Below are 26,413 nucleotides of genomic sequence, written 5' to 3' on the forward strand. Positions count from 1 at the left end.
GATCGAGCCACGCGGCTCCCGCCTCGCCGGCGCCGGCCGCGCGCTGCTGGCCGCGCCGCTGCGCTACGCGATGCTGGCGACCGGCGTGCTGGCGGCGGTCGCCTTCGCGGTGCTGCTGTGGCCGGCGCGACGCCTGCCCTGGCATGTCCGGCGCCGGGTCGACGGCATGCCGGTGCGGCGGCCCTGAGCCGCGGCTCAGCGTTCGGAATGCCCGCTGCGCGCGAACAACCCGGGCCGGAACAGCGCGGTGAACGCGCGCGCCTGCGGTGACAGGTACTTGCCCTTGCGCACCACCACGCCGTACGACCGCTCCGGGAACCACGCCGCCACCGACCGCGCCGCCAGCCGCTCGCGGTCGGCCTCGGTCAGGCAGATCGCGGTGACGATGCTGATCCCCAGCCCCATCGCCACGTACTGCTTGATCACCTCCCAGCCACCGACTTCCAGCGCGACCGTGTACGGCACCCGGTGGCGCTGGAACACCAGGTCGACCATCCGGTAGGTGGTCAGCCGCTGCGGCGGCAGGATCAGTCCGTACGGCGACAGGTCCTGCAGCTCCAGCGCCTTGCGCCGGGCCAGCGGGTGGTCCGGCGGGGTGATCAGCATCGGTTCGAAGCGCGCCAGCGGGGCGTAGTCGAGGTCGGCGGGGACGTCGAGCATCGAGCCCACCGCGAGGTCGACCGCGTCCGAACGCAGCAGTTCCAGCCCGCTGGCGCCGGTGACGTTGTGCAGGTTGAGCCGCACCTCCGGGTGCGCCGCGCGGAATGCCTCGACGATGCGCGGCAGCAGGTAGAGGATCGTCGAGCTGCCGGCGGCGACGTTCAGCTCGCCGCCGTCGAGCCCGCGCACGCGCTCGCGGAACGCCGCGTCGAGGCCCTCGAAGCCCTCCACCAGCGGCCGCGCCAGCTCGTACAGCGCCTCGCCCTCGCGGGTCATCACCAGCCGCCGGCCGCTGCGTTCGAGCAGCCGCGCGCCCATCTCGCGCTCCAGCGCCTGCAACTGCAGCGTCACCGCCGGCTGGCTGAGGAACATCGCCTCCGCTGCGCGCGACACCGAGCCGAGCCGGACGGTCTGGCAGAACGCCCGCAGCGGCTTGAGGCGGTCGCCCTTGTAGGCGAATCGGGGGCTGGTGGCCATCGCGAAAGTCCCGTGGGCGGGTGGTTTCCGTCTACTTATAAGAGAGGCAAATACTTCGTATTGCCAAAACTAGATTGTCGTATACCACACCGCGGCGCATGGTCGGCTCCCAACCCGTACGGAGCCACCGCATGTCGGCAGTGATGACCCTTCCCGGTAACGACCCCGTCGAAAACGTGGTGCTGGCCGCGACCACCGACGGCCAGGCGCAGCTGCTGACGCCGGCCGTGCTGGACCTGCTGGCCGACCTGCACCGCCGGTTCGAGTCGCGCCGGCAGGCCCGGCTGGCCGCACGCCGCGAGCGCCAGGCGCGGTTCGACGCCGGTGAGCTGCCGGATTTCCGCGACGACACCCGGGCGATCCGCGACGGTGACTGGCAGGTCGCGCCGCTGCCGGACGCGCTGCGCAACCGGCGGGTCGAGATCACCGGGCCGGTCGAGCCGAAGACCGTGATCAACGCGCTCAACTCCGGCGCCAACTGCTTCATGGCCGACTTCGAGGACAGCACCTCGCCGACCTGGGCCAACCTCGTGCTGGGCCAGCGCGCGCTGCGCAAGGCCGTCGCCGGCACCCTCGACTGGATGGCGCCCGACGGCGCCAAGCACTACACCCTGCGCCCGGCCGACGAGCAGGCGGTGCTGCTGGTGCGTCCGCGCGGCTGGCACCTCGACGAGAAGCATGTCCTGGTCGACGACGCGCCGCTGGCGGCCGGCCTGTTCGACGTCGCCGTGTTCGCCTTCCACAACGCCGCCGCGCTGGCCGCGCGCGACCGCGGGCCGTACCTCTACCTGCCCAAGCTCGAGTCGATGGAGGAGGCCGCGCTGTGGGACGACGTGCTCGGCCACCTCGAACAGGTGCTCGGGCTGCCGGCCGGGCAGATCAAGGTGACGGTGCTGATCGAGACGCTGCCGGCGGCGTTCGAGATGGACGAGATCCTGCACGCGCTGCGCGGCCGCGTCGCCGGCCTGAACTGCGGCCGCTGGGACTACATCTTCAGCTACATCAAGACCCTGCGCGCGCACCCGGACCGGGTCCTGCCCGAGCGCGGCCAGGTGACGATGGCGCAGCCGTTCCTGCGCGCCTATTCGGACCTGCTGATCCAGACCTGCCACCGCCGCGGCGCCCACGCGATGGGCGGGATGGCCGCGCAGATCCCGATCAGCGGCGACGCCGAAGCCAACGACGCGGCGTTGGCGAAGGTCCGCGCCGACAAGCTGCGCGAGGTGCGCGCCGGCCACGACGGCACCTGGGTCGCGCACCCGGCGCTGATCCCGGTCGCGCGGCGGGTGTTCGACGAGCGCATGCCGACCTCGCACCAGCACCACGTCGGCCGCGAGGACGTCTGCGTCGGCCGCGCCGACCTGCTGCAGGCGCCGGTCGGCACCGTCACCCGCGCCGGCTTCGACAACAACGTCGAGGTCTGCGTGCGCTACCTCGCCGCCTGGCTCGACGGCAACGGCTGCGTGCCGATCCACTGGTTGATGGAGGACGCCGCGACCGCCGAGATCGCCCGCGCGCAGCTGTGGCAGTGGCTGCACCACCCGGCCATCGCCCGCGCCGCCGGCCGCAGCGGCGACGCCGCCGGCCCGCTGTACCTGGACGACGGCGAGCCGATCGACTTCGCCCTGCTCGAGCGCGCGCTGATCGGACTGCCCGGCAAGCTCGCCGACCGCATGCGGCTGCCGGGTGGCAGCCGGATCAACGAGGCGATCGGGATGCTCGACCGGCTCTGCCACGCGGAGGAACTGGCGGAATTCCTGACGATCCCCGCCTATCGCCGGCTTGATTGAAGGACGCGGCGGGTTGCGGGCGGCGTGATCCCGTGGCCGCCGATTGCTCGCCACGCCGCCGACGCCGACCAGCGAAGCCGCCCCTTCCCCAAACGAACCCACCCGCCTAAGCCCGCAGCGCTTCGCCGTAGGAGCGACGTCAGTCGCGACCTGTACATCGCCCCGCTTCCCTGCGCGGTCGCGACTGACGTCGCTCCTACACACCCGGAACCCGACACCTCGAACCATCCCGTCCCGGCGTCCCAACACCACCCCCGAACATTCCGCCCCGATCGCCGCACCACCACCCACCCGAGGACCAAGGCCATGACCACGCAGCCAACCGCCGACCAGCTCCGCCACGACTGGAACACCAACCCGCGCTGGGCCGGCGTCACCCGGCCGTACGCCGCCGAGGAGGTCGTGCGCCTGCGCGGCACCGTCGCGGTCGAGCACAGCCTCGCCCGCATCGGCGCCGACAAGCTGTGGAACTCGCTCAACACCGAGCCCTTCGTCAACGCGCTCGGCGCCCTCACCGGCAACCAGGCGATGCAGCAGGTCAAGGCCGGGCTCAAGGCGATCTACCTGTCCGGCTGGCAGGTCGCCGCCGACGCCAACCTCGGCGGCCAGATGTACCCCGACCAGTCGCTGTACCCGGCCGACTCGGTGCCGGCGGTCGTGCGCCGCATCAACAACACCCTGCTGCGCGCCGACCAGATCCAGCATTCGGAAGGCAAGGACGACATCGACTTCCTGCAGCCGATCGTCGCCGACGCCGAGGCCGGCTTCGGCGGCGTGCTCAACGCGTTCGAGCTGATGAAGGGCATGATCGAGGCCGGCGCCGCCGGCGTGCATTTCGAGGACCAGCTCGCGTCCGCCAAGAAGTGCGGCCACATGGGCGGCAAGGTGCTGGTGCCGACCCGCGAGGCGGTCGAGAAACTGGTCGCCGCGCGCCTGGCCGCCGACGTCATGGGCGTGCCGACGTTGATCGTCGCCCGCACCGACGCCGAGGCCGCCGACCTGCTGACCAGTGACATCGACGACAACGACCGCGCGTTCACCACCGGCGAGCGCACCGTCGAGGGCTTCTTCAAGACCCGCAAGGGCATCGACCAGGCGATCAGCCGCGGCCTGGCCTACGCGCCGTACGCCGACCTCGTCTGGTGCGAGACCGGCAAGCCCGACCTCGACTTCGCCCGCCGCTTCGCCGAGGCGATCCACGCCCAATACCCCGGCAAGCTGCTGGCCTACAACTGCTCGCCGAGCTTCAACTGGAAGGCCAACCTCGACGACGCCACCATCGCCAGCTTCCAGAAGGAGCTGGCGGCGATGGGCTACAAGTTCCAGTTCATCACCCTGGCCGGCTTCCACGCGCTCAACCACTCGATGTTCCAGCTCGCCCACGGCTACGCACGCCGGCAGATGAGCGCCTTCGTCGAACTGCAGCAGGCCGAGTTCGGGGCGGCCGGGCAGGGCTTCACCGCGGTCAAGCACCAGCGCGAGGTCGGCACCGGCTACTTCGACGCGGTCACCCAGGTCATCCAGGGCGGCCAGTCCTCCACCGTCGCGCTGAAGGGCTCGACCGAGGAGGAGCAGTTCGAAGGCCGTCGCGCCGCCGCCTGACGGCCGCAATCCTGGCGCCCCGATCGCCGGCCCGCCACGCGCGCCGCGCCGGCGATCACCCCGGCGGTACACGCGATGCGCTTGGATGGTGTCCCCGTCCCGAGGATGCCGCCATGGCCCGTTACAAGGTGGGCGACCACGTCAGCTGGAACTCCGAGGCCGGTCGCGTGCGCGGCCGGATCATCAAGGTCCACGAGCGCGACTTCGACTACAAGGGCCACACCCACCGCGCCAGCGTCGACGACCCGCAGTACGAGATCCGCAGCGACACGACCGACCACGTCGCCGCCCACCGCGGCGGCGTGCTGCGCAAGCTGAAGTCCTGAGCGTGCCCGCGCCGCACCGCAATGCCGGATGGCCGGTCCGGGCGGTCACCGCCGTTGTCCACGGGAGCGGTACCATCCTGAATTTCCGCGACCGGGGTCGGTGGGATGAAGGACGAGAGCGCGGGGGCGGGCACGGCCTGCGAACGTGAAAACCACGATCAGAGAGCGGCCGCGGCCGATTCCCACATGGCCGAACTCTCCGCCGACGAGTACGCCCTGTTCGCTTCCGTCGCGCGCTCGCGCCGGATCCATGCGGGCGAGGCGCTGTTCCGCCGCGGCGACCTGGGCACCACCATGTACGTCATCGCCAGCGGCGCGGTCGAACTCGACTTCGGCGAGGACCTGGTCGGCAAGACGCTCGGCCCGCGCGAGTTCTTCGGCGAGCTCGGCCTGCTGATCGGCGACCATGCCCGCAGCGCCGACGCCAGCGTGGCGGCCGATGGCGAGCTGCTGGAGCTGCGCCACGAGGAGTTCCAGCGCCTGGTCGAGCGCAGGCCCGAGGTGGTGTCGTTCTTCCTGCGCCGCGCGATCATGCGCGTGGTGCTCAACGAGCAGGGCCTGATCCGCCGCCTGCGCCGCCGCAACCAGGACCTGCAGACCGCGCTCGACAGCCTGCGCTCCACCGCCCACCAGCTCAGCCAGACCGAGGCGCTGATCCGCACCGACGAGCTGACCGGCCTGCACAACCGGCGCGGGCTGATCCAGCACCTGCAGGAGCGCAAGCGCAACGGCGCCACGTACGGGCTGGGCCTGCTGCTGGTCGACTGCGACCGCTTCAAGCACGTCAACGACCAGCACGGCCACCTTGTCGGCGACCGGGTGCTGCAGGGCGTCGCCAACATCCTGCGCTCGGTGGCCGGCCCCGGCGACCTCGCCTGCCGCCTCGGCGGAGACGAGTTCTGCCTGCTGGTGAAAGCCGAGACCCGCGACGAGGTGATGCGCTACGCCGACTTCGTGGTCGGCACCGCCCACGGCCTGATGCAGATGCCGCAGGTGCCGCCGCTGATCTGCAACCTCAGCCTCGGCGCCTGCCTGGTCGACCCCGGGCGCGAGTGGAACGACTGGTACGCCCGCGCCGACGCCGCCCTGTACCGCGCAAAACGCCTGGGCGGCAACCGGGTAGAGTGGCAGGACGACGCCCGCGTCCCGGCCTGAGGGCCTGCAGTCGATGAACGCAGTCGAGACCGCCGTTGCCCGCTCCGACGCCGCCGAACGCAGCGGCCCGCAGCTGCGCACCATCCTGCTGACCGACCTGGTCGATTCGACCGCCCTGGTCGAGCGTCTCGGCGACAGCGCCGCGGCCGAACTGTTCCGCGCCCACGACCGCCTCGTGCTGGGCCTGCAGCAGCACTGGCGCGGCCGCCTGATCGACCGCTCCGACGGCCTGCTGCTGCTGTTCGAACGGCCGATCGACGGCCTCGGCTTCGCGCTCGACTACAACCGCGGCCTGCTTGAGCTGGGCAACCCGCACGGGGTCCAGCTGAAGGCCCGCGCCGGCCTCCACGTCGGCGAAGTGCTGACCTGGCGCAACAGCGACGAAGCGGTGCGCGTCGGCGCCAAGCCGGTCGAGGTCGAGGGCCTGGCCAAGCCGATGGCGGGCCGCCTGATGGCGATGGCCCGGCCCGGCCAGATCCTGCTGTCGGCGGTGGCCGAGCCGCTGGCCCACCGCGCCGCGCGCGAACTCGGCGAGCGCGGCCAGCACCTGCTGTGGAAGCCGCACGGCCGCTGGCGCTTCAAGGGCGTGCCGGAGCCGCAGCAGATCTTCGAGGTCGGCGAGGCCGGCATCGCGCCGCTGCGCACCCCGCCGAGCACTCCCAAGGCCTGGCGCGACGTGCCGCTGTGGCGGCGGCCGATGGCGCTGGCCGCGGAAGTCGCGCTGGTCGCCGCGATCGCCGTCGGCATGTGGTTCGTCACCCGCCCGCAACCGGCGATCGCCTTCAACGAGCGCGACTGGGTGATGGTTGCGGACCTCAACAACCTCACCGGTGATACGCGCTACGACGATGCGCTGGAAGCGGCGTTACGCGCCAGCCTGGAACAATCGCAATACGTGAATGTCGTTTCGGACACACGGGTGATGAGCATGATCGCCCAGATGGGGCATGACCCGGCAAAGGTCGCGGTTGACCGCGACATTGCTTCCGAGGTGGCGCTGCGCGGCGGGATCCGGGCGGTATTGCTGCCGACGATCTCGGACGCCACCGGCCCCGTGCGGGTGAACATCGAGGTCATCGATCCGCATACGCAGGCGACCGTATATACGGAATCCGCGCAGGGACGGGGGGCTTCCTCGGCCATCACCTCGCTTGATGAGGCGAGCCAGGCGCTGCGGGTACGGCTGGGCGAAGGGCTTGACGAAATCCAGGCCAACTCGAAACCGCTGGCGCAGGTGACAACGGGGAATCTCGATGCATTACGTGCATTCACCCTGGCCCAGAGCGCTTACGCCCGCCAGCAACTGGGAGAGGCGCAGGAGCACTTCAACCAGGCGCTTGAACTCGACCCCGGGTTCGCCCTGGCACGCATCGGGCTGGCGCGGGTTGCATATGCCCGGATGGATGCGGGCACGGCGCTGCAGCACATGGAAGAAGCATTGGCCGAGCCGCGCCGCCTTTCCGACCGCGAAGAGCTCTACCTTCAGGCCCAGAGGCTGATGTATCGATGGGAGCCCGGATTTGTCGAGCGGGCCGTGGCGCTGAGCAACCTCTACCCGGACTACCACGTCGCCGCGTTCAACGCGTCCAACGCCCTGCGCTACGCGAACCGGTATTCCGAGATGCGCGACTACGCGGGCCGGGCATCGGCCACGTTGGCGGTCACGCGTCCGGCCGCGTTGTTCTACCGCGCGATCTCGGAACTGGCATTGGGCCGTCCCGATGATGCTGAACGCTCTTTTGCGGCCGCCGCTTCCGCGGGCTTTCCGGACGCATTCGTGGAACCGGCGCTGGTCGCCGCGGCGCGGCGCGACTTTGAACGCGCCGGCACGATGTTGGCGGGGGTGGACGGCCCACCACAGTTTGCGATTGAAGCAAGGATCCTGCGCATGACCCTTCTTGCCGAAGAAGGCAAGTGGGCCGAGGCCGGACAGATGGCCGATGGCATCGTCGCATCGTTCGGGGAGCCCGAGTCGCCGTCCCAGTGGGCGGCCCGGGCAGCGGCGCTCGCCGTGCACAGGCACACCCGGCCGACCATGGAGATCCGGCGGCACGCGCAGGCGCTGGTCGACGCAGCGGCCCTCGGCCTGGTGAAAGCCCCGGGTCGACTCCGTGAATCCCTCTCCAACGCGGCGTTGTATGCCGGTTACGTGGCAGCGGGAGCCGGGGACCAGGACACCGCGCGGCAGGCGTTGGCGCTGACCCGTCCGGTTATCGATCAGGCGCCCGCGCCGGTCCTCGCGAACATGGCGGCGATCGTCCGGGCGCAGATGGATCTGGAATTCGGCGACCCCGAGGCGGCACGCGGGCGAATCGAACGCTTCGGCGGGGATCCGGCGCTGTTGCTGACGCAAATGGTGCGTGCGCGGACCACGCGGCAGGACGATCGACCCGCGACCGAAACCCTGTCGTGGCGCGCGCGCGCCTTTGGGGAATGGTCGCCCGAGCGTCCACCGGTGCTGGAGGTTCTTTCACCTCCACCGCCCCCGGAGCGCTAGCGGCAGAAAACGATCCAGCCGCTGGTCGCTTCCAGTTGCCTGCTCAACAGTTCGGCGTTCTTCGAGATCTCTTCCTTGGAGGGAAGCTGCACCGCGCCCGGTGCGATGGACGGGTCCACCTTGAAGCCATATTCGGCGAGGGCGGAAATCGGGTCGGACTCCATCCTTGCGCGAAAGTCATCGTCGCTTGACAGCCGCTCCAGCAGTTTCCGGGAATTATCCTGACCGGTCATGGGGATCCCCTTTCCTCGCGTCGTGAAGACGGTGTTCTACGGGGAAAACGATTAACACGCAAGCGCATCCGGGCGCGGGGCATACGGTTCGGGATTGAGGTGCAGCTCGTTCTGCCGGTGATCGATGACGCCGACGCCGTTTGCTGCGATCACGGCCTCGCGCAGAGGGTCCAGGTGCAGCCGTCTGGATACGTCGACATCGTTGATTGCAGCGGTGTAGAAAGCGCCGAGCGCGCGCTCCGCCGCCAGCAGATGGAACGTCTGGCTGAGGTGGCCCGAATCAAGCAGGACCGCCTTGTATGCCTTCGGATGCCGTCGGTATTTCCAGTGATGGCGATCGATCCGGGCGACGTGGAATACAAGCGCACTGGCCTGGGCGAAGTATGTCTGGCCGATCAGGAGCGTCGCAGCCAGCTCCCTGGCCGGGTTCGAGGGGATTGATTCGAGCAGCGCCAGCATGTGGGTGGCGGGTTCGTAGTGGTAGAACCCGGGCTGCAGGCCTTCGACATCCATGACCAGCGGATAGGCTTCTATCGGGTGGAGGCCGCCGCCCGAAGGGCTGGTGCGCCTTATGGCGACCATCCCGGGTGCGAGGGTCTCGGTGCCCATGGCACCGAAGGTGCCGTGCAGCAACCTTGTGAAATGGGCCAGTGGGAGCGGCACCCCTTTGCGGAAGTGGCGGGTGGTGCGGCGGTTGCGCAACACCCGGGCGAAATCATCATCGAATGGCTCCGGCGGCAGCCGGACCCGGTCCAGCGCGTCGTCCCGCCGATGGAAATGGGAGGGCAACCGGCCATGACTCGAAGCATGCCTCTGCAGCCGTTCCACCTGGGCGATCGCGGCGTGGCAGCGCGAACCCTCTTCCCCGCTGACGCCCTGCCAGCCACTGAGTGCATGGTAGACCGCGGCATGAGGGTGCCAGCCGATGGACTCCAGCCGGGCCTCGGCCTCGCGCAACCGGGTCGCCGCGGGGTCATCGCCGTCGCTGCACACCAGTTGCCGATCGACCATCGAGTGGATCGTCGCGATCGGGAGGGCCCGGCTTTCCGCCACGTCGGCGACGGGATGCCAGCGGTCCGCCGATAGCGAAGCGATAACGCCCACTTCGTCAGCCGACAACGGAAGCTTCCTCCCCGCCACGGGACACAGGAGCGAGGCTGATATCGACGAATCCAGACGTGCCCGGCCGCGAAGCAGGGCGGATAGATCGGGCACGAGTACGTCCTCGAACTCGACCAGGCAGGGGTTACGTCGTCGTATTCGCATACGGCGAGTATGCCCGCCCATGCCCGTACCCGCGGCCACGGCCTTCCCCCCTGCAACCGGCTCGAGGAGACCCGCGTGACTGGCGACAGGGCCGGGGTGAAATCGCCCCGGCATTGATGCATGATCCGGCGCTGGGGACATGGTCCAAGGGGAAAAACGATGCGAGTTTCGAAACTGATTGCGCTGGCCTTCGCGGGTCTGATGTTCACCGTGTGCGCGGCGCACGCGAACGAGCCCTCCGAGGCTGCACCGGCTGACGACGCCGCCAGGACAACGGATGTCACCTTCAGCACCGATGAGGACGACAAGATGGTGTGCGAATACGAGAAGCGGGTGGGCACCCACATGAAGACGCGGATCTGCAAGACCGTGGCGCAAAGGCGGCAGGAGCGGGAAAAGGCGCAGGACCTGCTGCACGGCAAGGTGATCTGCGGGGCCGGCTGCAACCGCTGAGCCATTTTTCGGACCCGGCCGCGGCCGGGCCGGGTCAGGCCGGCTGGGCGATAGCCGCGCGGTCCATCCGCCGGTAGCCGATCGCCTCGGTGAGGTGGGGCGTGCGGATGTGCGGGCTGTCGGCGAGGTCGGCGACGGTGCGGGCGACGCGCAGGATGCGGTGCATCGACCGCGCCGACAGCTGCAGCTGCTCGACCGCGCGTTCCAGCAGGGCGTGGTCGGTGTTGGACAGGCGGCAGGTGGCGCTGGTCTCGGCCTGGCCGAGCTGCGCGTTGGGCTTGCCGGCGCGGGTCTGCTGCAGCATGCGGGCGTGCAGCACGCGGCGGCGTACATCCGCGCTCGGTTCGCCTTCGGGCGCGTCGGGGCGCAGCTCGACCGGGGGCAGCCGCGGCACCTCGACGTGCAGGTCGATGCGGTCCATCAGCGGCCCGGAAACGCGGCCGCGGTAGCGCCGGACCACGTCCGGGCTGCAGGTGCAGCGCGCGCTGGGGTCGCCGGCCCAGCCGCAGGGGCAGGGGTTCATCGCGGCGACCAGCTGGAAGCGGGCCGGGAACTCGGCGCTGCGGGCCGCGCGCGAGACGGTGACCACGCCGGACTCCAGCGGTTCGCGCAGCACCTCCAGCGCGCGACGCTCCCACTCGGGCAGCTCGTCCAGGAACAGCACGCCGTTGTGGGCCAGCGAGATCTCGCCCGGCCGCGGCTCGGCGCCGCCGCCGACCAGGGCGACCGCGCTGGCGGTGTGGTGCGGCGCGCGGAACGGGCGCGAGCGCCACGCCGACGGGTCGAGCCCGCGACCGCTGATCGAGGCGATCGCAGCCGACTCCAGCGCTTCCTCCTCGCTGGCCTCCGGCAGCAGGCCCGGCAGGCGCGAGGCCAGCAGGCTCTTGCCGCACCCCGGCGGGCCGATCAGCAACAGGTGGTGGCCTCCGGCCGCAGCAACTTCCAGCGCGCGGCGGGCATGCGCCTGGCCGCGCACGTCGCGCAGGTCGGCGCCGGGCACGGCGACACTGGCTGGCGCGGTGGCGGCCGGCAGCGCCTTGCGCGTGGTCAGCATCGCGCAGACCTCCAGCAGCGTGCGCGCGGTGTAGGCCTCGACCCGGCTCGCCAGCGCGGCTTCGGCGCCGTTGCCGGCGGGCACGATCAGCTTGCGCCCGGCGTCGGCCGCGGCCAGCGCCGCCGGCAGTACGCCGTCGACCATCCGCAGCTCGCCGGTCAGGCCCAGTTCGCCGAGGAACTCGTACTCGCCGAGCGCCTCCAGCGGCACCTGCCCGCTGGCGGCGAGGATGCCCAGCGCGATCGGCAGGTCGAAACGGCCGCCACCCTTGGGCAGGTCGGCCGGCGCCAGGTTGACCGTGATCCGCCGTTGCGGGAACTCGAACTGCGCGCACTGCATTGCCGCGCGCACCCGGTCCTTGGCCTCGCGGACCGCGGCCTCCGGCAGCCCGACGATCGACATCGTCGGCAGTCCGCCGCCGAGATGGACCTCGACCCGTACCTCGGGCGCACGCACGCCCGTCCGTGCACGGCTGTGCACGAGCGCCAGGTTCATGGCGGCGCCTCAGTGGCGCGGCAGGGGGGTGTCGGTATCCGGTGCCGGCGCGGCCGCGGCGCGGCCTTCGACCTGCGCCTCCAGCTCGGCGACGGCCTGTTGCAGCTGTTCGAGCTTCTCGCGCGTGCGCAGCAGCACCGCGCGCTGCACCTCGAACTCCTCGCGCGTCACCAGGTCGAGCTTGGCCAGGCCGGTCTGCAGCACCGACTTGAAGTTCTGCTGCAGCTCGTCGCGGCTCTCGCGCAGGCCCGGCGGGACCAGGCCGCTGAGGCGGCGTGCGAGTTCGTCGATGTGGTTGAGGTCGATCATGGGATGGCTCCTCCGGCAGTGCCGCCAGCATGGTCGGCCGGCCGGTGCGGCGCCGTCGGCGGCGTCCGCGTCGCGCTGTCGGAAAATTCCGACCCGCGCGGGCGGCACTGTAAACCATCCGCGCCGGGGCCGGCGTGCACGCCGCCAGCGGGGCGTCGCGCTCGGCTATCCTGCCGCCATCGAACCGGAGGCAGTGCGATGAAGATGGTCATGGCGGTGATCAAGCCGTTCAAGCTCGATGACGTCCGCGAGGCGCTGGCCGAGGCCGGCGTGGCCGGCATCACCGCCACCGAGGTCAAGGGCTTCGGCCGCCAGAAGGGCCACACCGAGCTGTACCGCGGCGCCGAGTACGTGGTCGACTTCCTGCCCAAGATCAAGCTGGAGGTCGCGGTGACCGACGACCAGGTCGACGCGGTGGTCGAGGCGATCATGAAGGCGGCCGGCACCGGCAAGATCGGCGACGGCAAGATCTTCGTGTCCGACCTCGACCGGGTGGTGCGCATCCGCACCGGCGAGCTGGACGCCGACGCGCTGTAGCCGCGCGGCGCCCGCCCGGGTCCGTTACCCGCCCAGCGCCGCGGCGACGAACGGCGGCAGCGCCTGCGCGCCCTTGTGGATGTCGGCGCTGTAGTACTTCGTGTCGAACGCCTTTGCCCGCGCGTCGGTCTCGCGGAAGTCGAAGCCTCCGGACTTGCGCGCCAGCGTGCACGACCACCACCCGGTCGGGTAGCACGGCTGCGGGAACGGCAGGGTCTGGAACGCGGTGAAGCCGGCCTTGCCCATCTCGCCGCGCATCTCCTTGATGAGTTCGAGCAGCACCAGCGGCGACTCGGACTGCTGCACGAGGATGCCGTCGTCCTTCAGCGCGCGGAAGCAGCTCTCGTAGAACGCCTTGTTGAACAGCCCCTCTGCCGGGCCGACCGGGTCGGTCGAGTCGACGATGACGATGTCGAGGCTGCCGGGCTCGCGGTTGGCCATGTAGGCGATGCCGTCGTCGAACAGCAGCTGCGCGCGCGGGTCGCCATTGGACTCGCACAGTTCCGGGAACCACTTCTCGGCCATGCGGGTGACCTGTTCGTCGATGTCGCACTGCACCGCGCGCTCCACCCCGGGGTGGCGCAGCACCTCGCGCAGGGTGCCGCAGTCGCCGCCGCCGATGATGACGACGTTCTTCGGCGCGGCGTGGGTGAACAGCGCCGGGTGCGACATCATCTCGTGGTACAGGAAGTTGTCGCGCGCGGTCAGCATCATCGCGCCGTCGATCAGCATCAGGTTGCCCCAGTCGGTGCTGCCGTAGATCTCGATCTTCTGGAACGGCGACTGCACCTCGTCGAGCTTGCCGGTGATCCGGTAGCCGATCGCCGAGCCGGACGGGTCGAAGTTCTCGTAGTGCCACGACGTCGCAGCGTTCATTCCGGTGGGTCCTGTGTTGGCGGCCACGCCCGGCTCGGTGGATGCCGGTGCCGTGACGGGTGGGAAGGGGCGCGAATTGTAACCAACGCCCGGCAACGCACCGTGATCCGCGTCGGTGCGCCCGACCGCTCCGTGACGGCCCCGGCCCGCGCGGGGCGATAGAATGCGCGTCCCGCACGTTCCGGTAGCCCGCCGATGTCCGACTGGTCGATTGATCAGGCCCGCAAGACCTACTCGATCCCGTACTGGAGCGAGGGGTACTACGACGTCGACGGCGGCGGCCGGGTCGTGGTGCGCCCGCTCGGCGCGCACGGGCCGTCGATCGCGCTGCCGGAGGTGGTCGACGAGGCCCGCGCGCGCGGCGCCAAGCTGCCGCTGCTGGTGCGCTTCCCGGACATCCTCGGCAACCGGCTCGGCAAGCTGCAGGCGGCGTTCGCCGAGGCGATGGACGAGGCCGGCTACCCGGGCGGCTACACCGCGGTCTATCCGATCAAGGTCAATCAGCACCAGGGCGTGGCCGGCACGCTGGCCTCGCACGCCGGCGAGGGCTTCGGGCTGGAAGCCGGCAGCAAGCCCGAGCTGATGGCGGTGCTGGCGCTGAGCCGGCCCGGCGGCGTGATCGTCTGCAACGGCTACAAGGATCGCGAGTACATCCGGCTGGCGCTGATCGGCCGCAAGCTCGGCCTTCAGACCTTCATCGTGATCGAGAAGCCGTCCGAGCTGGCGCTGGTGATGGAGGAGGCGCAGGCGCTGGGCGTCCGGCCCGGCCTCGGCGTGCGCATGCGGCTGGCCTCGCTCGGCGCCGGCAAGTGGCAGAACAGCGGCGGCGACAAGGCCAAGTTCGGGCTGTCGCCGCGGCAGGTGCTCGACGTCTGGAAGCGCCTGCGCGACGCCGGCATGGGCGACTGCCTGGAGCTGCTGCACTTCCACATGGGCAGCCAGATCTCCAACGTGCGCGACATCGCCAGCGGCATGCGCGAGGCGGTGCGCTACTTCGTCGAGCTGTCCAGGCTTGGCGCCAACGTGCGCTTCATGGACGTCGGCGGCGGCCTCGGCGTGGACTACGAGGGCACCCGTTCGCGCAGCTACTACTCGATCAACTACGGCGTGAAGCAGTACGCCTCGACCATCGTCCAGGCGCTGGCCGAGGCCTGTGCCGCCAACGAGCTGGCGCCGCCGCGGATCATCACCGAGTGCGGCCGCGCGATGACCGCGCACCACGCGGTGCTGGTGGCCAACGTGTCGGAGGTCGAGCGCGCGCCCGAAGGCCGCGTGCCCGACGCGCACGATGACGAGCCGGCGGTGATCCGCCACCTGCGCGACATCCACGCCGAGCTCGACGAGCGCCCGGCGGTGGAGCTGTTCCACGAGGCCGTGCACTTCCACAACGAGGGCCTCGCCGCCTACGCGCTCGGCCAGGTCGACCTGGTCCACCGCGCCCGTATCGACGACCTGTTCTACCTGATCGCCCACGGCGTGCGCGAGCGCCTCAGCCCGGGCGAGAAGAGCCACCAGAGCGTGCTGGACGAGCTCAAGCAGCGGCTGGTCGACAAGTACTTCGTCAACTTCAGCGTGTTCGAGTCGATGCCCGACGTCTGGGCGATCCAGCAGGTGTTCCCGATCGTGCCGATCGAGCGGCTCGACGAGGCGCCGCAGCGGCGCGGGGTGATCGCCGACCTGACCTGCGACTCCGACGGCCGGATCGACACCTACGTCGAGGCCGAGGGCCTCAACACCTCGATGCCGGTGCATGCGCTGCGGCCGGGCGAGAGCTACCGGCTGGGCTTCTTCATGGTCGGCGCCTACCAGGAGATCCTCGGCGACATCCACAACCTGTTCGGCGACACCGACGCGGTCGAGGTGAAGGTCGACGGCGACGGCTACCGGCTGGTCCAGCAGCGCCGCGGCGACACCGCCGACGTGATGCTCGACTACGTCGGCTACCGGGTCGACGACCTGCGCACGGCGTACCGGGCGAAGGTCGCCGCCGCCGGCCTGCCCGACGACGAGGCCGCCCGCCTGAACGCGGCGCTCGAGGCCGGCCTGACCGGCTACACCTACCTCGACGACGCGCCGCTGGACTGACGGCGGCGGGTTCCGGTCCGACGGCCGCCGTTCCCGGCCGTTCCATGCGTTTGCATTCGATGCCGGCCGTTGCCGGCACCCTGCCGCCAGGCGCGGCTGAAGGAGAAGTTCGTGAAAGTCGGATTCATTGGCCTGGGCGCGATGGGCGCGCCGATGGCGCAACACCTCCACGCGCGCGGCCTGCTGACCGTGGTCGGCAACCGCACCCAGGCCAAGGCCGATGCGCTGGCGGCCGAACTGAAGGTCCGCGCGGCGCGATCGGCCGACAACTTCGCCGACTGCGACGTGGTCGCGCTGTGCGTGTCGATCGACGCCGACGTGCTGGAGAACGTCAACGCGCTGGCGCAGGTGCTGCGGGCCGGCTCGGTGGTGGTCGACCACTCGACGGTGTCGGTGCAGACCGCCCGGCGCGCCGCGGCGACGCTGGCCACCCACGGCATCGGCTTCGTCGACGCGCCGGTGTCGGGCGGCGTGGAAGGCGCGCGCAACGGCAAGCTGTCGGTGATGGCCGGCGGTGAGGCGGACGCGCTGCAGAAGCTGCGCCCGGTGCTGGAGGCCTACGCCGCGCGGATCAGCCACATGGGCGCGACCGGCAGCGGGCAGGCGACCAAGGCGGTCAACCAGGTGCTGGTGGCCGGCATCAACGAGGCGGTCTGCGAGGGGCTGGCGCTGGGCGAGAAGCTCGGCCTCGACCCGGCGACGCTGCTGCCGACGCTGATGGCCGGCGCCGCCGGCAACTGGTTCCTCGACAAGCGCGGCGCGACGATGCTGCGCGACGAGTTCACGCCGGGGTTCAAGAGCGCGCACATGCTCAAGGACCTGCGCATCGTGCAGGCAGTCGCGCGCGATGCCGGGGTGCGCGCGCCGGTGCTGGAGCAGGCGCTGGCCGACTACGCCGAGCTGGTCGAGCGCGGCCGCGGCGATGCCGACACGTCGGCGCTGATCGCCCTCAAGCGGCCCCCCGCCACGCCGGCGGGGTGAGCGTCACTTGACCTCGATGGCCATCGCCGGCAGGCCGCCGCGCTCGAGCGTGCGCTTGGCGTCGGCGAGGTCGCTGGCGGTGCCGTAGGGCCCCATCCGCACGCGGTAGATGGTCTTGCCGTCGATCTGGGCCGACTCCACGCGCGCACCGAGCCCGAGCAGGGCGATCCGGGCCTTGAGCTGCTCGGCCTGTCCGGACGCCTGGAACGCGCCCGCCTGCAGCAGGTAGCGGCGGCCGTCGCCCGCGCCGGCGGCGGTGGCCGTGCCGGTGACCGGCCGGGATGGCGTGGCGTTGGCGTCCGGTGCGCGGGGTGCCGGCGTCGCCGCCGGTTCGACCACCACCGGCTGCGGCAGTGTGCGCGCGGCTGCTTCGGCGGCGGCCTGCTCTTCGGCGCGCCGGCGCGCTTCCAGCCGCTCGGCCTCGGCGCGCTCGGTGGCGGCCAGTTCGGCGTCGCTGATCGGCACTTCCTTGCCCGGCAGCAGGGTGTAGAAGTCGTAGTCGGGGCCTTCATCCTCGCGTGCGGGCGCGACCTCGCCGGCGATGCCGTCGAGGTCGCCGTCGCTGCCCGACACCGGCGCCGGCCGCGCGTCCGGGTTGGGCTGCGGCCGGAAGAAGCCGTCGCCGTCGGATTTCAGCAGCTTCGGCGCGAACAGCACCACGATGATCGTCAGGATGATGCCCAGCACCATCCACGCCCAGCCGGGCAGGCCGCCGCTGCCGCCGTTGCGCCGTGCCTGGGATTTGCCGCGTCGTGCTGCCACTTACATCACCTCGGGGGCGCTCACGCCCAGCAGTTCGAGACCGTTCGCCAGCACCTGGCGCGTCGCCATCGCCAGCACCAGCCGGGCGTGGCGGGTGGCGTCGTCGTCGACCAGGAACTGGTGGTCGTTGTAGTACGTCTGGAAGGTCTGTGCCAGTTCGAGCAGGTAGGCCGCCAGCTGGTGCGGCTCCAGGTCGCGCCCGGCCGCCTCGACCACGTCGGGGTAGCGCAGGACCGCGGTGACCAGCTCGTGCGCGGCGCCGTCGTCGAGGTCGAGCGGCTGGGCCAGGCCGTGGTCGCGGTCGAAGCCCAGCCCGCGCTCGGCCAGTTGCCGCATCAGCCCGCACATGCGCGCGTGGCTGACCTGCACGTAGTAGACCGGATTGTCGAGCGACTGGCTGCGCGCCAGGTCGATGTCGAAGGTCAGCTGCGAGTCGGGCTTGCGCGCGATCAGGAACCAGCGGGTGGCGTCGCGGCCGGCCTCGTCGATCAGGTCGCGCAGGGTCAGGTAGCTGCCGGCACGCTTGGACAGTTTCACCTCCTCGCCGCCGCGCATCACCGTCACCATCTGGTGCAGCACGTATTCCGGCCAGCCCTGCGGGATCCCGGCGTCGAGCGCCTGCAGCCCGGCGCGCACGCGGGCGAGGCTGCCGTGGTGGTCGGCGCCCAGCTCGGTGATCGCGCGCTCGTAGCCGCGCTGCCACTTGGACAGGTGATAGGCGACGTCGGGCACGAAGTAGGTGTAGGTGCCGTCGGACTTGCGCATGACGCGGTCCTTGTCGTCACCGAAATCGGTGCTGCGCAGCCACAGCGCACCGCCTTCCTCGTAGGTGTGGCCGTGGGCGATGAGCTCGCGCACGGTCTCCTCGACCTTGCCGTCGGCGTACAGCGAGGACTCGAGGAAGTAGACGTCGAAGCCGACCCCGAACGCCTCCAGGTCGGCGTTCTGCTCGCGTCGCAGCCAGGCGACGGCGAAGCGGCGGATGGCGTCGAGGTCGTCGGCGTCGCCGGCACCGGTGACGGTGTGGCCCTCGATCTCGACGCTGGCGCCGTCGAGGTAGGCGCGGGCGACGTCCTTGATGTAGTCGCCGCGGTAGCCGTCCTCGGGCCAGCCGGCGTCGTCGGGCGTGCGGCCCTGCGCGCGCGCCTGCACCGAGATGGCGAGGTTGTTGATCTGCGCGCCGGCGTCGTTGTAGTAGAACTCGCGCGCGACGTCCCAGCCGTTGGCGCCGAGCACCCGGGCGATGCAGTCGCCGATCACCGCCGCGCGGCCGTGGCCGACGTGCAGCGGGCCGGTCGGGTTGGCCGAGACGTACTCGACCCCGGCGCGGTGGCCCTTGCCCGCGTCGTTGCGCCCGTAGGCCTCGCCACGCGCGAACACCTCGCCGAGCTGGCGCCGCCAGGCCGCTTCGGCGACGTGGAAGTTGATGAAGCCGGGGCCGGCGATCTCGACTTTCGCGATGTCGTCGTTGCCGGGCAGGGCGTCGACGATGGCCTGCGCGATCGCACGCGGGTTGGAGCGCGCCGGCTTGGCCAGCAGCATCGCGGCGTTGGTCGAGAAGTCGCCCTGCGCGCGGGTCTTCGGCCGCTCGATGACGAAGTCGGGCAGTTCGAGGTCGGCGGGGACGGTGCCGTTGGCGCGCAGCGCATCAATGGCCTGCGCGACCAGCGCGCGGATGGAGGCTTTCACGGGAGTCCTGCGGGTGATTCGGCGGAACCGGGCATTTTACCCGGCCGCGGGGGCGGCTGCCGGCTGCGGCCGCGACTCAAACCCACCCGCGCGCCGCCAGCGAGACCGGCGGCCCGTCGGCGATCACGAAATGGTCGAGCAACCGCAGGTCCACCAGCGCCAGCGCCTGTTTCAGGCGGGCCGTCACCGCGCGGTCGGCGGCCGACGGCTCGCGGTTCCCGCTGGGGTGGTTGTGGCCGTTATGTAGTATACGGGTCTATGTTGCAGGAGCACGCCATGCGGCACCTCTCGCTGATCTCCGTGCGTTTCCCCGATGGCTCCTCGCGCAAGTGCGTGGCGCAAGATGGAGTGCCACTTGTACTACCTAATCTATGGATGTGCGACCTATTCGCCACGTGCAGGCCGAATACCGCTACTTCATACTTAAATGACGTGCTTCAAGTCTGCCGTTGGGCCATCGCTAAAAATATCGCGCTAGAAGAAAAAATAACATTTCGTCTGCGATTTACTCGCACTGAGCTTTCTTCGCTTGCCAATCATCTGTGCAAGAGTAATGAAAACCAGCCATGTAGCAAAAGTACAGTAGAGCGTCGTATTGCATCCATAACAAACTATATCAGATTCGCTTCCGAATATCGCGCAGAGGTCGATAATCTATCTCTCATAGAGCAGGGCCAACTGAACAGAAATGTTGATTCTACAATTAGTAAGCTTTCAAAGCTAACTCGCATAAGCGCCAGTTTGACGCGGAATCCCCGCAGCTCGGAAATACTCAATTCCGAAGAGCTTCAAATAATTGAAGCAGTGCTTCATCCGACTTCCGACCTAAATCCGTTCAAGGCGATGGCGATCAAAGTACGCAATTACTGCTTGTTCCATGTGACAATCGCAGTGCTGGCGCGCAGATCGGAAGCAGTGCTGCTCGAGCTGATGGACTTGGACCTCGGCGCGAGCCCATCCGTACTAATCAAAATGCCTACACTGGCCATGTCCCGGCGCAGACGAGATGGCGCGGCCCTGAAAACGAAGGGTAGGCAAGTTCCGATATCGGCGAATCTGGCGGAGCTGCTTAGATGCTATGTCTACGAATTTCGACCGTTGCTCCTAAAAAATGGACGCCCTTCAACATCTCTGTTCCTAAGTGACCGCGACGGCAGACGCTTAAGTAGCGGAGCTTTCAATCAGATTCTTAGAAAAGCCGCAAATCTTCCGGAAATTCAGCGGTTAGGGAAGCGGTTGCATCCGCACGCGCTCCGCCACGCGGGGGCCACTGCTGCACGCCGGACAATCACGTCTAACGGTGCCACCCATGACGAACTGGCTGAGTGTCTCACCTACCTAGGGGGTTGGTCACCTGGTAGCCCAATGGTTCAGCACTACACTCGGGCAGCGATTTCGGAACGCGTAGCGAAATTGATCCGAGCGAACGGCTCATGAAACTCTGGTCACCCGACGAGCTTACGGATGCAGCAAGCGTTGTTCTGGACGCAGAGATCGATCCGTTCCCGAACGAAATCGCTTCCGTTTTCGGCCAATCAGTAGCCATCAAACACTCTGGAAAAGCCTGGGTCGATAAGATTAGATTCGAACACGTCGGGTCGAGAGAGTGGTCAATGCGATGGAACAAGCCTTTCCATTCGACACCATTTATTGAATGGATCGTCCGAACTTGGCTGATCGAGCGCGTGCAGCTACGCATCGACTTGCGTCCCGCAAAAGAAATCGCACAACGGATCTACTCATTCTCTTGGGATGAAGATCTAGACAACCTAGAACCCCAGCTGGCTACTTGGCTGGAGTCTGTCGCACAGTCCGGTGCCTTGGCAGGTCAGCCGGCCGTGCCCTCCGGGGCGCGTCTGTTCTACCGCTGGTGCCTCGAGGAAGAGCTGCCACATTTCAGCGAGCGGCGCTTGGTAGATCTCGAGCGAGTGGGTTTGAAAATGAGAAGTGGCAGAGAGCTGGTTACCCTCAGGGACCCCAGTTACGGGCCGCTAACCTCTGCCGAAGTTGCCGATGTGCAGCGCCGCCTCGAAACTTCCAAAAAAGAGTGGACTCGATGGCGCGCTATGTTCTTGCTTGGGCGTGACTGGGGTCTGCGACCAATTCAACTTGCGCTTCTCAAAGTCCAGGATTTTGGGACTGACGAACTTGGACCTTTCGTAATGGTTCCAAGCGTTAAAGGTATCAGGCGATCTCGTTTACGTCGTGAGCCACATAACCTCGTCAAGCGACATATTGCCGATGACACCGCTGCCGCACTGGAGGCGCAAGTATCAGATGCGAAGGAGCAGCTCAAGACCCTGGTTGATGAGCTGGAACAACTTCTTGAGGGGTCTCGATCGACTGCGAGTTCCCAGTTGTGTCCTATGTTCCCTGCGCGGCGCGCGCCGAGGCGAGCTACCCATTTCCTTGCAAATCCGTCGATTACAACCTACCTCTTTCACGTGGATGCGCAAGCCATCACGAACGAGTATCGCGACTTCTCACTCGCCCTCTCCATTCCCGCCCGAGTAGGACTGCCTTCCGAAGAAGGCCAGCTCATGATTCTGACTGCTTATCGTCTTCGCAGGACGAAAGCTGCCAGTATGGTCATTTCCGGCTGTTCGCCCGACGAAGTAGCAGAAGCGCTGGACCACCAAGGGGTCGACTCTGTCAGTCACTATTTTTCGTACTCCAAAGACTTGCACGACTACGTCAACCAGCTACACAACAGAACCCGGGAAATTACTGATGCGGCAAATATGTGGTCAGGTCGATTTCGAAGCGGAGAGCGTCCTGCGGATATCGCCGGGGTTCCTATTGGACGAATTGGAAGTTGCGCGCGCCAATCGCCATGTCCGTACCATCCGACCGTTACCTGCTACACCTGCCCCAGCTTCCAACCGTCCGTTGATGGCGATCATCGGGGTGCACAGAAAGCCATTGAGCTGCTTACCCAGCTAGTTACGACACATAGTAGCGGACCTGTTAAGAGACAACTAGACGCTGCTCTAGTTAGTGCGAGCGGATTGATCAAGGCGATTGAGACAGGCCTTACGAATGCCTAATCCCCAGCGCGACACAACAAAGGGTGTACTGGATCATCACTACGAGCTTGCCGTGCAGCTTCACATGCAGTTGCTGCAGGCCGGTATCATTATAGGCTCGTTTGATGCCGATCATTGGATCTACCAGGGTAAACGGGTATCCCTGTCCGTGAAGCCTTCTGACGACATTGGGGATTCGTCCCACACCCTTATCAGATGCTTCGCATTATCGACGATTCGGGCCAAATTGGGCCATGAAGCGCTTATTGGTCGGGTGCGTGTATTCAAGCTGTTGTGTAAGTGGATCGTACTAAAGGGTATAGCTTGGCAGCAGCTAAACGCGGCCGTGCTTAATAGCCTCGTTGCGTCGTGGAAGGATGGGCACGCAAAGTCAACTGTATATCACCGGGCTAACGATCTCACGAGGGTTGTTGAGTTTCTACACCAGCTGCACGTTTCCAACAGGGGGAGATCTCAGCAGTTCTTGCCGCGACATATTCGCTGGAAGCACTGCGTCCCCAACCCCATTCGCTCTGCACTCGAGCAAACGTCCGGCGAATTTAAAGAGCGCCGACGTAAAAATTACCGAGAAGAGCTACACATTGGACTAGCGACAGTAAGGGCGCATTTCCTGACCCGGCCCGACGATGAACGTATTCCAGGGTACGATCGAATTCGGCTTGAATCTCTTGCGTTCAATATGGCACTTGGTCTGAGAGTCGGCGAAGTCACCACGCTTCCGATCGACGCCATGCAATTTGACAAAGATGTGGATGCTTATTTCGTCAAAGTTGCCACTGAGAAGACCGCATTGGCAGGGGCACGCGCCGTACCAGACGTCTGGGTTGAAGCCCTTATGCAAGCAAACGCATACCTTATCGAGGCTTGCCAAGGCGCCCGTGCTCGGGCAAAGCAAATTGAGACGGATGGTTTCGCATTTCTGCGTGAAAGGCTACTTGCCGCGCGCCGATCGCGCCCTTGTGCCAAGAAATTTGAGATGCAACTAGAGGCAGTTGGGCTAGATAGGGACGCACACTTTCTGCTTGGCGAACTGACCGCCGCGTTTGACGTCTCCTACAAGGAGTTCTGCGCAGGCGGCAGATACCATGCCGCCACAGTTCGCTTGCCGGCGCCGGCACGAGCAGGAGCTGTCCTTTGGCTAGACAAGCGTTTCGAGCGCTGGGACTGGTCTGAGTTCGGGAGGCTCACGAAGAAGCGCGGGGGCTGGAGCCTACTAGTCGGGGAGGTGGCAATGTACGCGCAGGTGCCGCGGCCAAGTCTCGAGAAGCCGTCGTCGTTCCTCGACGGCCTTCGCTCATTGCTGGCGGAACTGTCGGCGAGTCGACAATTCGAGCCATCCGCAAAGCCAGACGCCAAGAAGGCGGAAAAATTTCGAAAAAAATGGCCGGCATTACGCGCGCTGGCGTTGGCACGGCGTGGTGGTAACAACGGAATAGTTGTTGACATCGCTGCTCTTGAGCGATTGCTAGATACTCGATACAGAAAGTACCTCTCCGTGCACTTTAAGGAAAATATGTACGACGAGGGCTCTGAGTTGGGGTTCATTAGCCAATCGCCGCGGTCTGGCGTGGCGGCCCGTCTAAGCGATCATTTGATCGTAGTGTGGGAGAACCAGTTTCATAACGGTGCATGCAAAGGCCTTATTCCGAAGCCGTTATTGCGCGCTGAAATCTACAACTATTTATCGAGCTCGGCGGGGAAGCCCTCAGTGTTTGAAAGACTGGATATTAGAGACTCGACTGGCGAGATTTTCAGCTTTTCCCCGCACGCAATTCGCCGCTGGGTAACGACAGCGCTACTTCGAAGCGGGCCGAATGAGACAGCTGTAGATGTATGGATGGGCCGATCTCCACGCCAATCCAGGCACTACGACTACAGAACTGCGAGGGAAAGGGCAGACTTCGTTCGCGATCGATACTTGGCTACAGTACCGCCACCAGACTTTCTCGGTCGAAAGGTCGAATACTGGCGTCAGGAAGGGCTAACGGATGCGACCATTGAAGATCTGATCGCTGAGAAGCTGCGCGTGCTGCACTTCACTCCATGGGGTGCGTGCTCGCGGGAACTGTACATTAGCCCTTGCGATCGCGGTCTCATGTGTCTCAAGGGCTTTGGTACTGACAGTGCGTGCAGTTCGTTTCACCTTGACGTCAACGACGAGGGCGCGCGCTTACAAGTGCTCAATCTTCGAGACAATTACTTGCGCATGTTGAACGCCGTTGAGCCGAAGCTGGCTGACTTGAGTAGCTTGCTTCAGGATGAGATTGAGTCAGCGGAACCTCTGGACCAACATGTCGCGATGATGCGTGAGATGGTTCGCAGTTGCGAGGCAGCGCTTGACGTGATGGCGCCCCCTAAGGCGGAGAAAAGTCATGAAATGGCGACAGAGAGCTGACTTGCTGCTGGTTGAGTTTGCGGCTGGCGTTCCGACAAAAATCGAGACAGTCGCGGAGTTTGCCTCGGCCGTGGGCGTTTCGCGTCAGACAATCTGGCGCGACAAGGAGCTTTTGGAGCGAATCCGCGACGCTCTTCCATCGAGGGAGCGCGGGGGCGGAACTCAGGGGCGTATCGCGAAACTTGAAGCTCAACTAGCTCTAGCTCGCCGCCGGTACGAGGAGCTTCTGGCGGCCACAGTCGGAATGTGGCAAGCCATGCACCATCGAGGCGTGGATCCAGTAGCCATTTTTAGTGAAGTAGAGCCACGAGCCGTAATCGGAGAATTGCAAAAAGACGCATTGACTAGACGCTAGTGGGATGACACGTGAAGTAGCTGCACGTATTGATCGGAAATGGGTGCTGGGGAGGGGCGGCTAACGTCCATAAGCAGCATTGAGCAGAAGAAACCTGTGCTGCTTCGCCGTGATCGCTTTCGGTAGCCGGCGGGCCATTACGCTGCCTGGCCCGAAGCGATTATTGAACCAAACAACTGGCGTTGTGCCAAAGGGTGGCTCTTAGGATGCTGTGCGAAAAATGGACCTACGCGAAGTGCGTGAGCCGCACCAGAGGCGGGTCGGTGTTGATCACCTCTCAGTTGCCGACCAAAGCATGGCACGACTACTTGGGCGAGCCAGCCATCGCAGATGCGATCCTTGATCGAATCCTGCACCAAAAGCACGCGATCGAGCTGAAGGGCGACTCCATGCGGCTAAAAGCTGGTAGCACTGGAGCCTGATCGTGATCACCGGCCCCGGTGAGGACAGGGGCCGGTCAACGTGATCACTTTACCGATACGCATCAACGGGCATCGTCACCTGTCGATCGGAACGTCACGAAAATATGAGATTGACCGCTCGCTGAGGCGTCAATCCCAGCACCGAAGTAAGCTGAAAGAACTCGATCACATCCAAGCGCCGGGCTCCCGCCTCAACAGCGGACAGTCGCTGTTGAGGCCAGCCTAGCGCACGCGCGACCTCGCTCTGCGACAGTCCCCGCTCCTCACGACGGTCGCGGAGTCGCTCGACGAGCTTTCGGTATTCAGCGCGGTAGATGGTCTTGGACGCCATGGTCGCCATCAGCATTGGGCGACCAGAAATCTATGCCTTGCCTACCGAGTACATGAAAAACGTGTAGCCAATCTTGCACATGACTGGTAGGCTTTCTCGTCTACCGTGAGAGGTGCGATGGTATGTACCGGCACCCAACTGACTCTGCCAGCCAGCCACCGCGACTTGGCGCATTACGCGCAATCGCTAGGTTTGGTGCGCCTAGCCACATGGTATGCGCTTGAGCGATCGACCTCGGTCCAAGCCCCATTTAGCACCGGCACTGCTCTAACCCAAACGCTGTTTAGTCGTCTGGAAGACGCCGGCGTTTTGCGGGAATCGCGGGCTGCGGAGCCGGGAGCGCGCCGCGCGATCTACGAGCCCCTGGCGTGGTACTACCCCGTCGAATGGAGTGATCCGAGTCAGCTGCAGTCGATCTTGCGAACTGCCCTAACAGAGCTGTCGGCTCGCCCCGACACTAGCGGCGCGAAGTTGGAGCTTTGGGAAGCCTTGGCGACTGCCGAAATCGAGACGTACTTGAGCCACCTCCTGCGCCGTCATACGCTGGATGCTTCCGGTGCTAGGCATGTCGTGCACACAATGGCTGAAGACTGGGCCAGCCACTGCTTGGCCCGTA

At 66.8% G+C, this 26,413-nt stretch carries 23 protein-coding genes and 1 pseudogene; 14 read left to right on the forward strand and 10 right to left on the reverse strand.

Annotated elements, in window-relative coordinates; translation table 11 throughout:
• Positions 1-187, forward strand: a 187-nt coding sequence (locus tag N799_RS15650) for a hypothetical protein (RefSeq protein WP_036211079.1), incomplete at its 5' end; no start/stop codon positions are given.
• An 8-nt stretch (positions 188-195) separates the two neighbouring features.
• Here the strand turns inward: N799_RS15650 and N799_RS08880 are convergent.
• Complete coding sequence (locus N799_RS08880; protein ID WP_036211082.1) at positions 196-1,137, reverse strand: LysR family transcriptional regulator; 942 nt, start codon at positions 1,135-1,137, stop codon at positions 196-198.
• A gap of 131 nt (positions 1,138-1,268) precedes the next feature.
• Between N799_RS08880 and aceB the strand changes: the two genes are divergently transcribed.
• The 5 genes from aceB (at position 1,269) to N799_RS08905 (ending at position 8,507) form a co-directional block, all read left to right on the forward strand.
• Positions 1,269-2,927, forward strand: coding sequence for a malate synthase A (gene aceB, locus N799_RS08885; RefSeq protein WP_036211085.1), 1,659 nt, complete (start codon positions 1,269-1,271; stop codon positions 2,925-2,927).
• A 306-nt stretch (positions 2,928-3,233) separates the two neighbouring features.
• Positions 3,234-4,529, forward strand: a complete 1,296-nt coding sequence (gene aceA, locus N799_RS08890) for an isocitrate lyase (RefSeq protein WP_036211089.1) — start codon at positions 3,234-3,236, stop codon at positions 4,527-4,529.
• A 113-nt stretch (positions 4,530-4,642) separates the two neighbouring features.
• Positions 4,643-4,855 (forward strand): hypervirulence associated TUDOR domain-containing protein, encoded by a 213-nt coding sequence (locus tag N799_RS08895; protein WP_036211092.1) that lies wholly within the window; start codon positions 4,643-4,645, stop codon positions 4,853-4,855.
• 186 nt (positions 4,856-5,041) lie between these two features.
• On the forward strand, positions 5,042-6,010 hold the full coding sequence (locus N799_RS08900; RefSeq protein ID WP_338038902.1) for a GGDEF domain-containing protein: 969 nt from the start codon (positions 5,042-5,044) through the stop codon (positions 6,008-6,010).
• Between the two features lie 13 nt (positions 6,011-6,023).
• Entirely contained in the window at positions 6,024-8,507 is a 2,484-nt protein-coding gene (locus N799_RS08905) for a putative peptide modification system cyclase (RefSeq protein WP_052101399.1), read from the forward strand.
• Here N799_RS08905 and N799_RS14730 read toward each other — a convergent pair.
• Together N799_RS14730 and N799_RS14420 are read right to left on the reverse strand one after the other, a co-directional pair.
• Positions 8,504-8,740 carry an NHLP-related RiPP peptide gene (locus N799_RS14730; protein WP_081974865.1) on the reverse strand — a complete coding sequence of 79 codons (237 nt, stop codon included), beginning with the start codon at positions 8,738-8,740 and terminating at the stop codon, positions 8,504-8,506. The two genes, N799_RS08905 and N799_RS14730, sit on opposite strands and share 4 nt — an antisense overlap.
• Positions 8,741-8,791: 51 nt before the next feature.
• The gene (locus N799_RS14420) at positions 8,792-10,147 is read right to left on the reverse strand and encodes a putative peptide maturation dehydrogenase (RefSeq protein ID WP_081974867.1); all 1,356 of its coding nucleotides are present in this window, start codon (positions 10,145-10,147) and stop codon (positions 8,792-8,794) included.
• 18 nt (positions 10,148-10,165) lie between these two features.
• Here N799_RS14420 and N799_RS08915 point away from each other — a divergent pair, with 18 nt between their 5' ends.
• Positions 10,166-10,459 (forward strand): hypothetical protein, encoded by a 294-nt coding sequence (locus N799_RS08915; protein WP_036211098.1) that lies wholly within the window; start codon positions 10,166-10,168, stop codon positions 10,457-10,459.
• 34 nt (positions 10,460-10,493) lie between these two features.
• Here the strand turns inward: N799_RS08915 and N799_RS08920 are convergent, their stop codons facing one another.
• Together N799_RS08920 and ubiK are read right to left on the reverse strand one after the other, a co-directional pair.
• Entirely contained in the window at positions 10,494-12,008 is a 1,515-nt protein-coding gene (locus tag N799_RS08920) for a YifB family Mg chelatase-like AAA ATPase (RefSeq protein ID WP_036211100.1), read from the reverse strand.
• Positions 12,009-12,017: 9 nt separating this feature from the next.
• Entirely contained in the window at positions 12,018-12,317 is a 300-nt protein-coding gene (gene ubiK / locus N799_RS08925; protein WP_036211102.1) for a ubiquinone biosynthesis accessory factor UbiK, read from the reverse strand.
• Positions 12,318-12,515: 198 nt separating this feature from the next.
• On the opposite strand from ubiK, the gene N799_RS08930 reads away from it, so the two are divergent.
• Positions 12,516-12,854, forward strand: coding sequence for a P-II family nitrogen regulator (locus tag N799_RS08930; protein ID WP_036211104.1), 339 nt, complete (start codon positions 12,516-12,518; stop codon positions 12,852-12,854).
• Between the two features lie 24 nt (positions 12,855-12,878).
• Here N799_RS08930 and speE read toward each other — a convergent pair whose 3' ends face one another.
• Entirely contained in the window at positions 12,879-13,730 is an 852-nt protein-coding gene (gene speE, locus N799_RS08935) for a polyamine aminopropyltransferase (protein WP_036211105.1), read from the reverse strand.
• A 195-nt stretch (positions 13,731-13,925) separates the two neighbouring features.
• On the opposite strand from speE, the gene speA reads away from it, so the two are divergent.
• Both speA and N799_RS08945 read left to right on the forward strand, forming a co-directional pair.
• Positions 13,926-15,815 (forward strand): arginine decarboxylase, encoded by a 1,890-nt coding sequence (speA, locus tag N799_RS08940; RefSeq protein WP_036211106.1) that lies wholly within the window; start codon positions 13,926-13,928, stop codon positions 15,813-15,815.
• A 111-nt stretch (positions 15,816-15,926) separates the two neighbouring features.
• On the forward strand, positions 15,927-16,796 hold the full coding sequence (locus tag N799_RS08945) for an NAD(P)-dependent oxidoreductase (protein WP_036211197.1): 870 nt from the start codon (positions 15,927-15,929) through the stop codon (positions 16,794-16,796).
• Positions 16,797-16,799: 3 nt separating this feature from the next.
• Here N799_RS08945 and N799_RS08950 read toward each other — a convergent pair whose 3' ends face one another.
• The 3 genes and pseudogenes from N799_RS08950 to N799_RS14735 form a co-directional block, all read right to left on the reverse strand.
• A complete protein-coding gene (locus N799_RS08950) occupies positions 16,800-17,558 on the reverse strand; it encodes an SPOR domain-containing protein (protein ID WP_036211107.1) in 759 nt (252 codons plus the stop codon).
• Positions 17,559-19,247 carry an arginine--tRNA ligase gene (gene argS / locus N799_RS08955; protein ID WP_036211109.1) on the reverse strand — a complete coding sequence of 563 codons (1,689 nt, stop codon included), beginning with the start codon at positions 19,245-19,247 and terminating at the stop codon, positions 17,559-17,561.
• A 76-nt stretch (positions 19,248-19,323) separates the two neighbouring features.
• Positions 19,324-19,485, reverse strand: a pseudogene (locus N799_RS14735) (JAB domain-containing protein); the annotation flags it as partial.
• Between the two features lie 605 nt (positions 19,486-20,090).
• Here N799_RS14735 and N799_RS16125 point away from each other — a divergent pair.
• The 4 genes from N799_RS16125 (at position 20,091) to N799_RS14745 (ending at position 25,466) form a co-directional block, all read left to right on the forward strand.
• Positions 20,091-20,684 carry a tyrosine-type recombinase/integrase gene (locus N799_RS16125; RefSeq protein ID WP_425476982.1) on the forward strand — a complete coding sequence of 198 codons (594 nt, stop codon included), beginning with the start codon at positions 20,091-20,093 and terminating at the stop codon, positions 20,682-20,684.
• Positions 20,681-22,294, forward strand: a complete 1,614-nt coding sequence (locus N799_RS15310) for a hypothetical protein (RefSeq protein ID WP_036211111.1) — start codon at positions 20,681-20,683, stop codon at positions 22,292-22,294. Before N799_RS16125 ends, N799_RS15310 begins: the two co-directional genes overlap by 4 nt.
• Positions 22,287-24,689 (forward strand): hypothetical protein, encoded by a 2,403-nt coding sequence (locus tag N799_RS15315; RefSeq protein WP_036211113.1) that lies wholly within the window; start codon positions 22,287-22,289, stop codon positions 24,687-24,689. Before N799_RS15310 ends, N799_RS15315 begins: the two co-directional genes overlap by 8 nt.
• 561 nt (positions 24,690-25,250) lie before the next feature.
• Entirely contained in the window at positions 25,251-25,466 is a 216-nt protein-coding gene (locus N799_RS14745) for an ATP-binding protein (protein WP_203225041.1), read from the forward strand.
• 94 nt (positions 25,467-25,560) lie between these two features.
• Here N799_RS14745 and N799_RS08975 read toward each other — a convergent pair whose 3' ends face one another.
• Complete coding sequence (locus tag N799_RS08975) at positions 25,561-25,812, reverse strand: helix-turn-helix domain-containing protein (protein ID WP_238978866.1); 252 nt, start codon at positions 25,810-25,812, stop codon at positions 25,561-25,563.
• Positions 25,813-26,413: the final 601 nt, after the last annotated feature.

Source organism: Lysobacter arseniciresistens ZS79 (assembly GCF_000768335.1).
GTDB lineage: Bacteria > Pseudomonadota > Gammaproteobacteria > Xanthomonadales > Xanthomonadaceae > Novilysobacter > Novilysobacter arseniciresistens.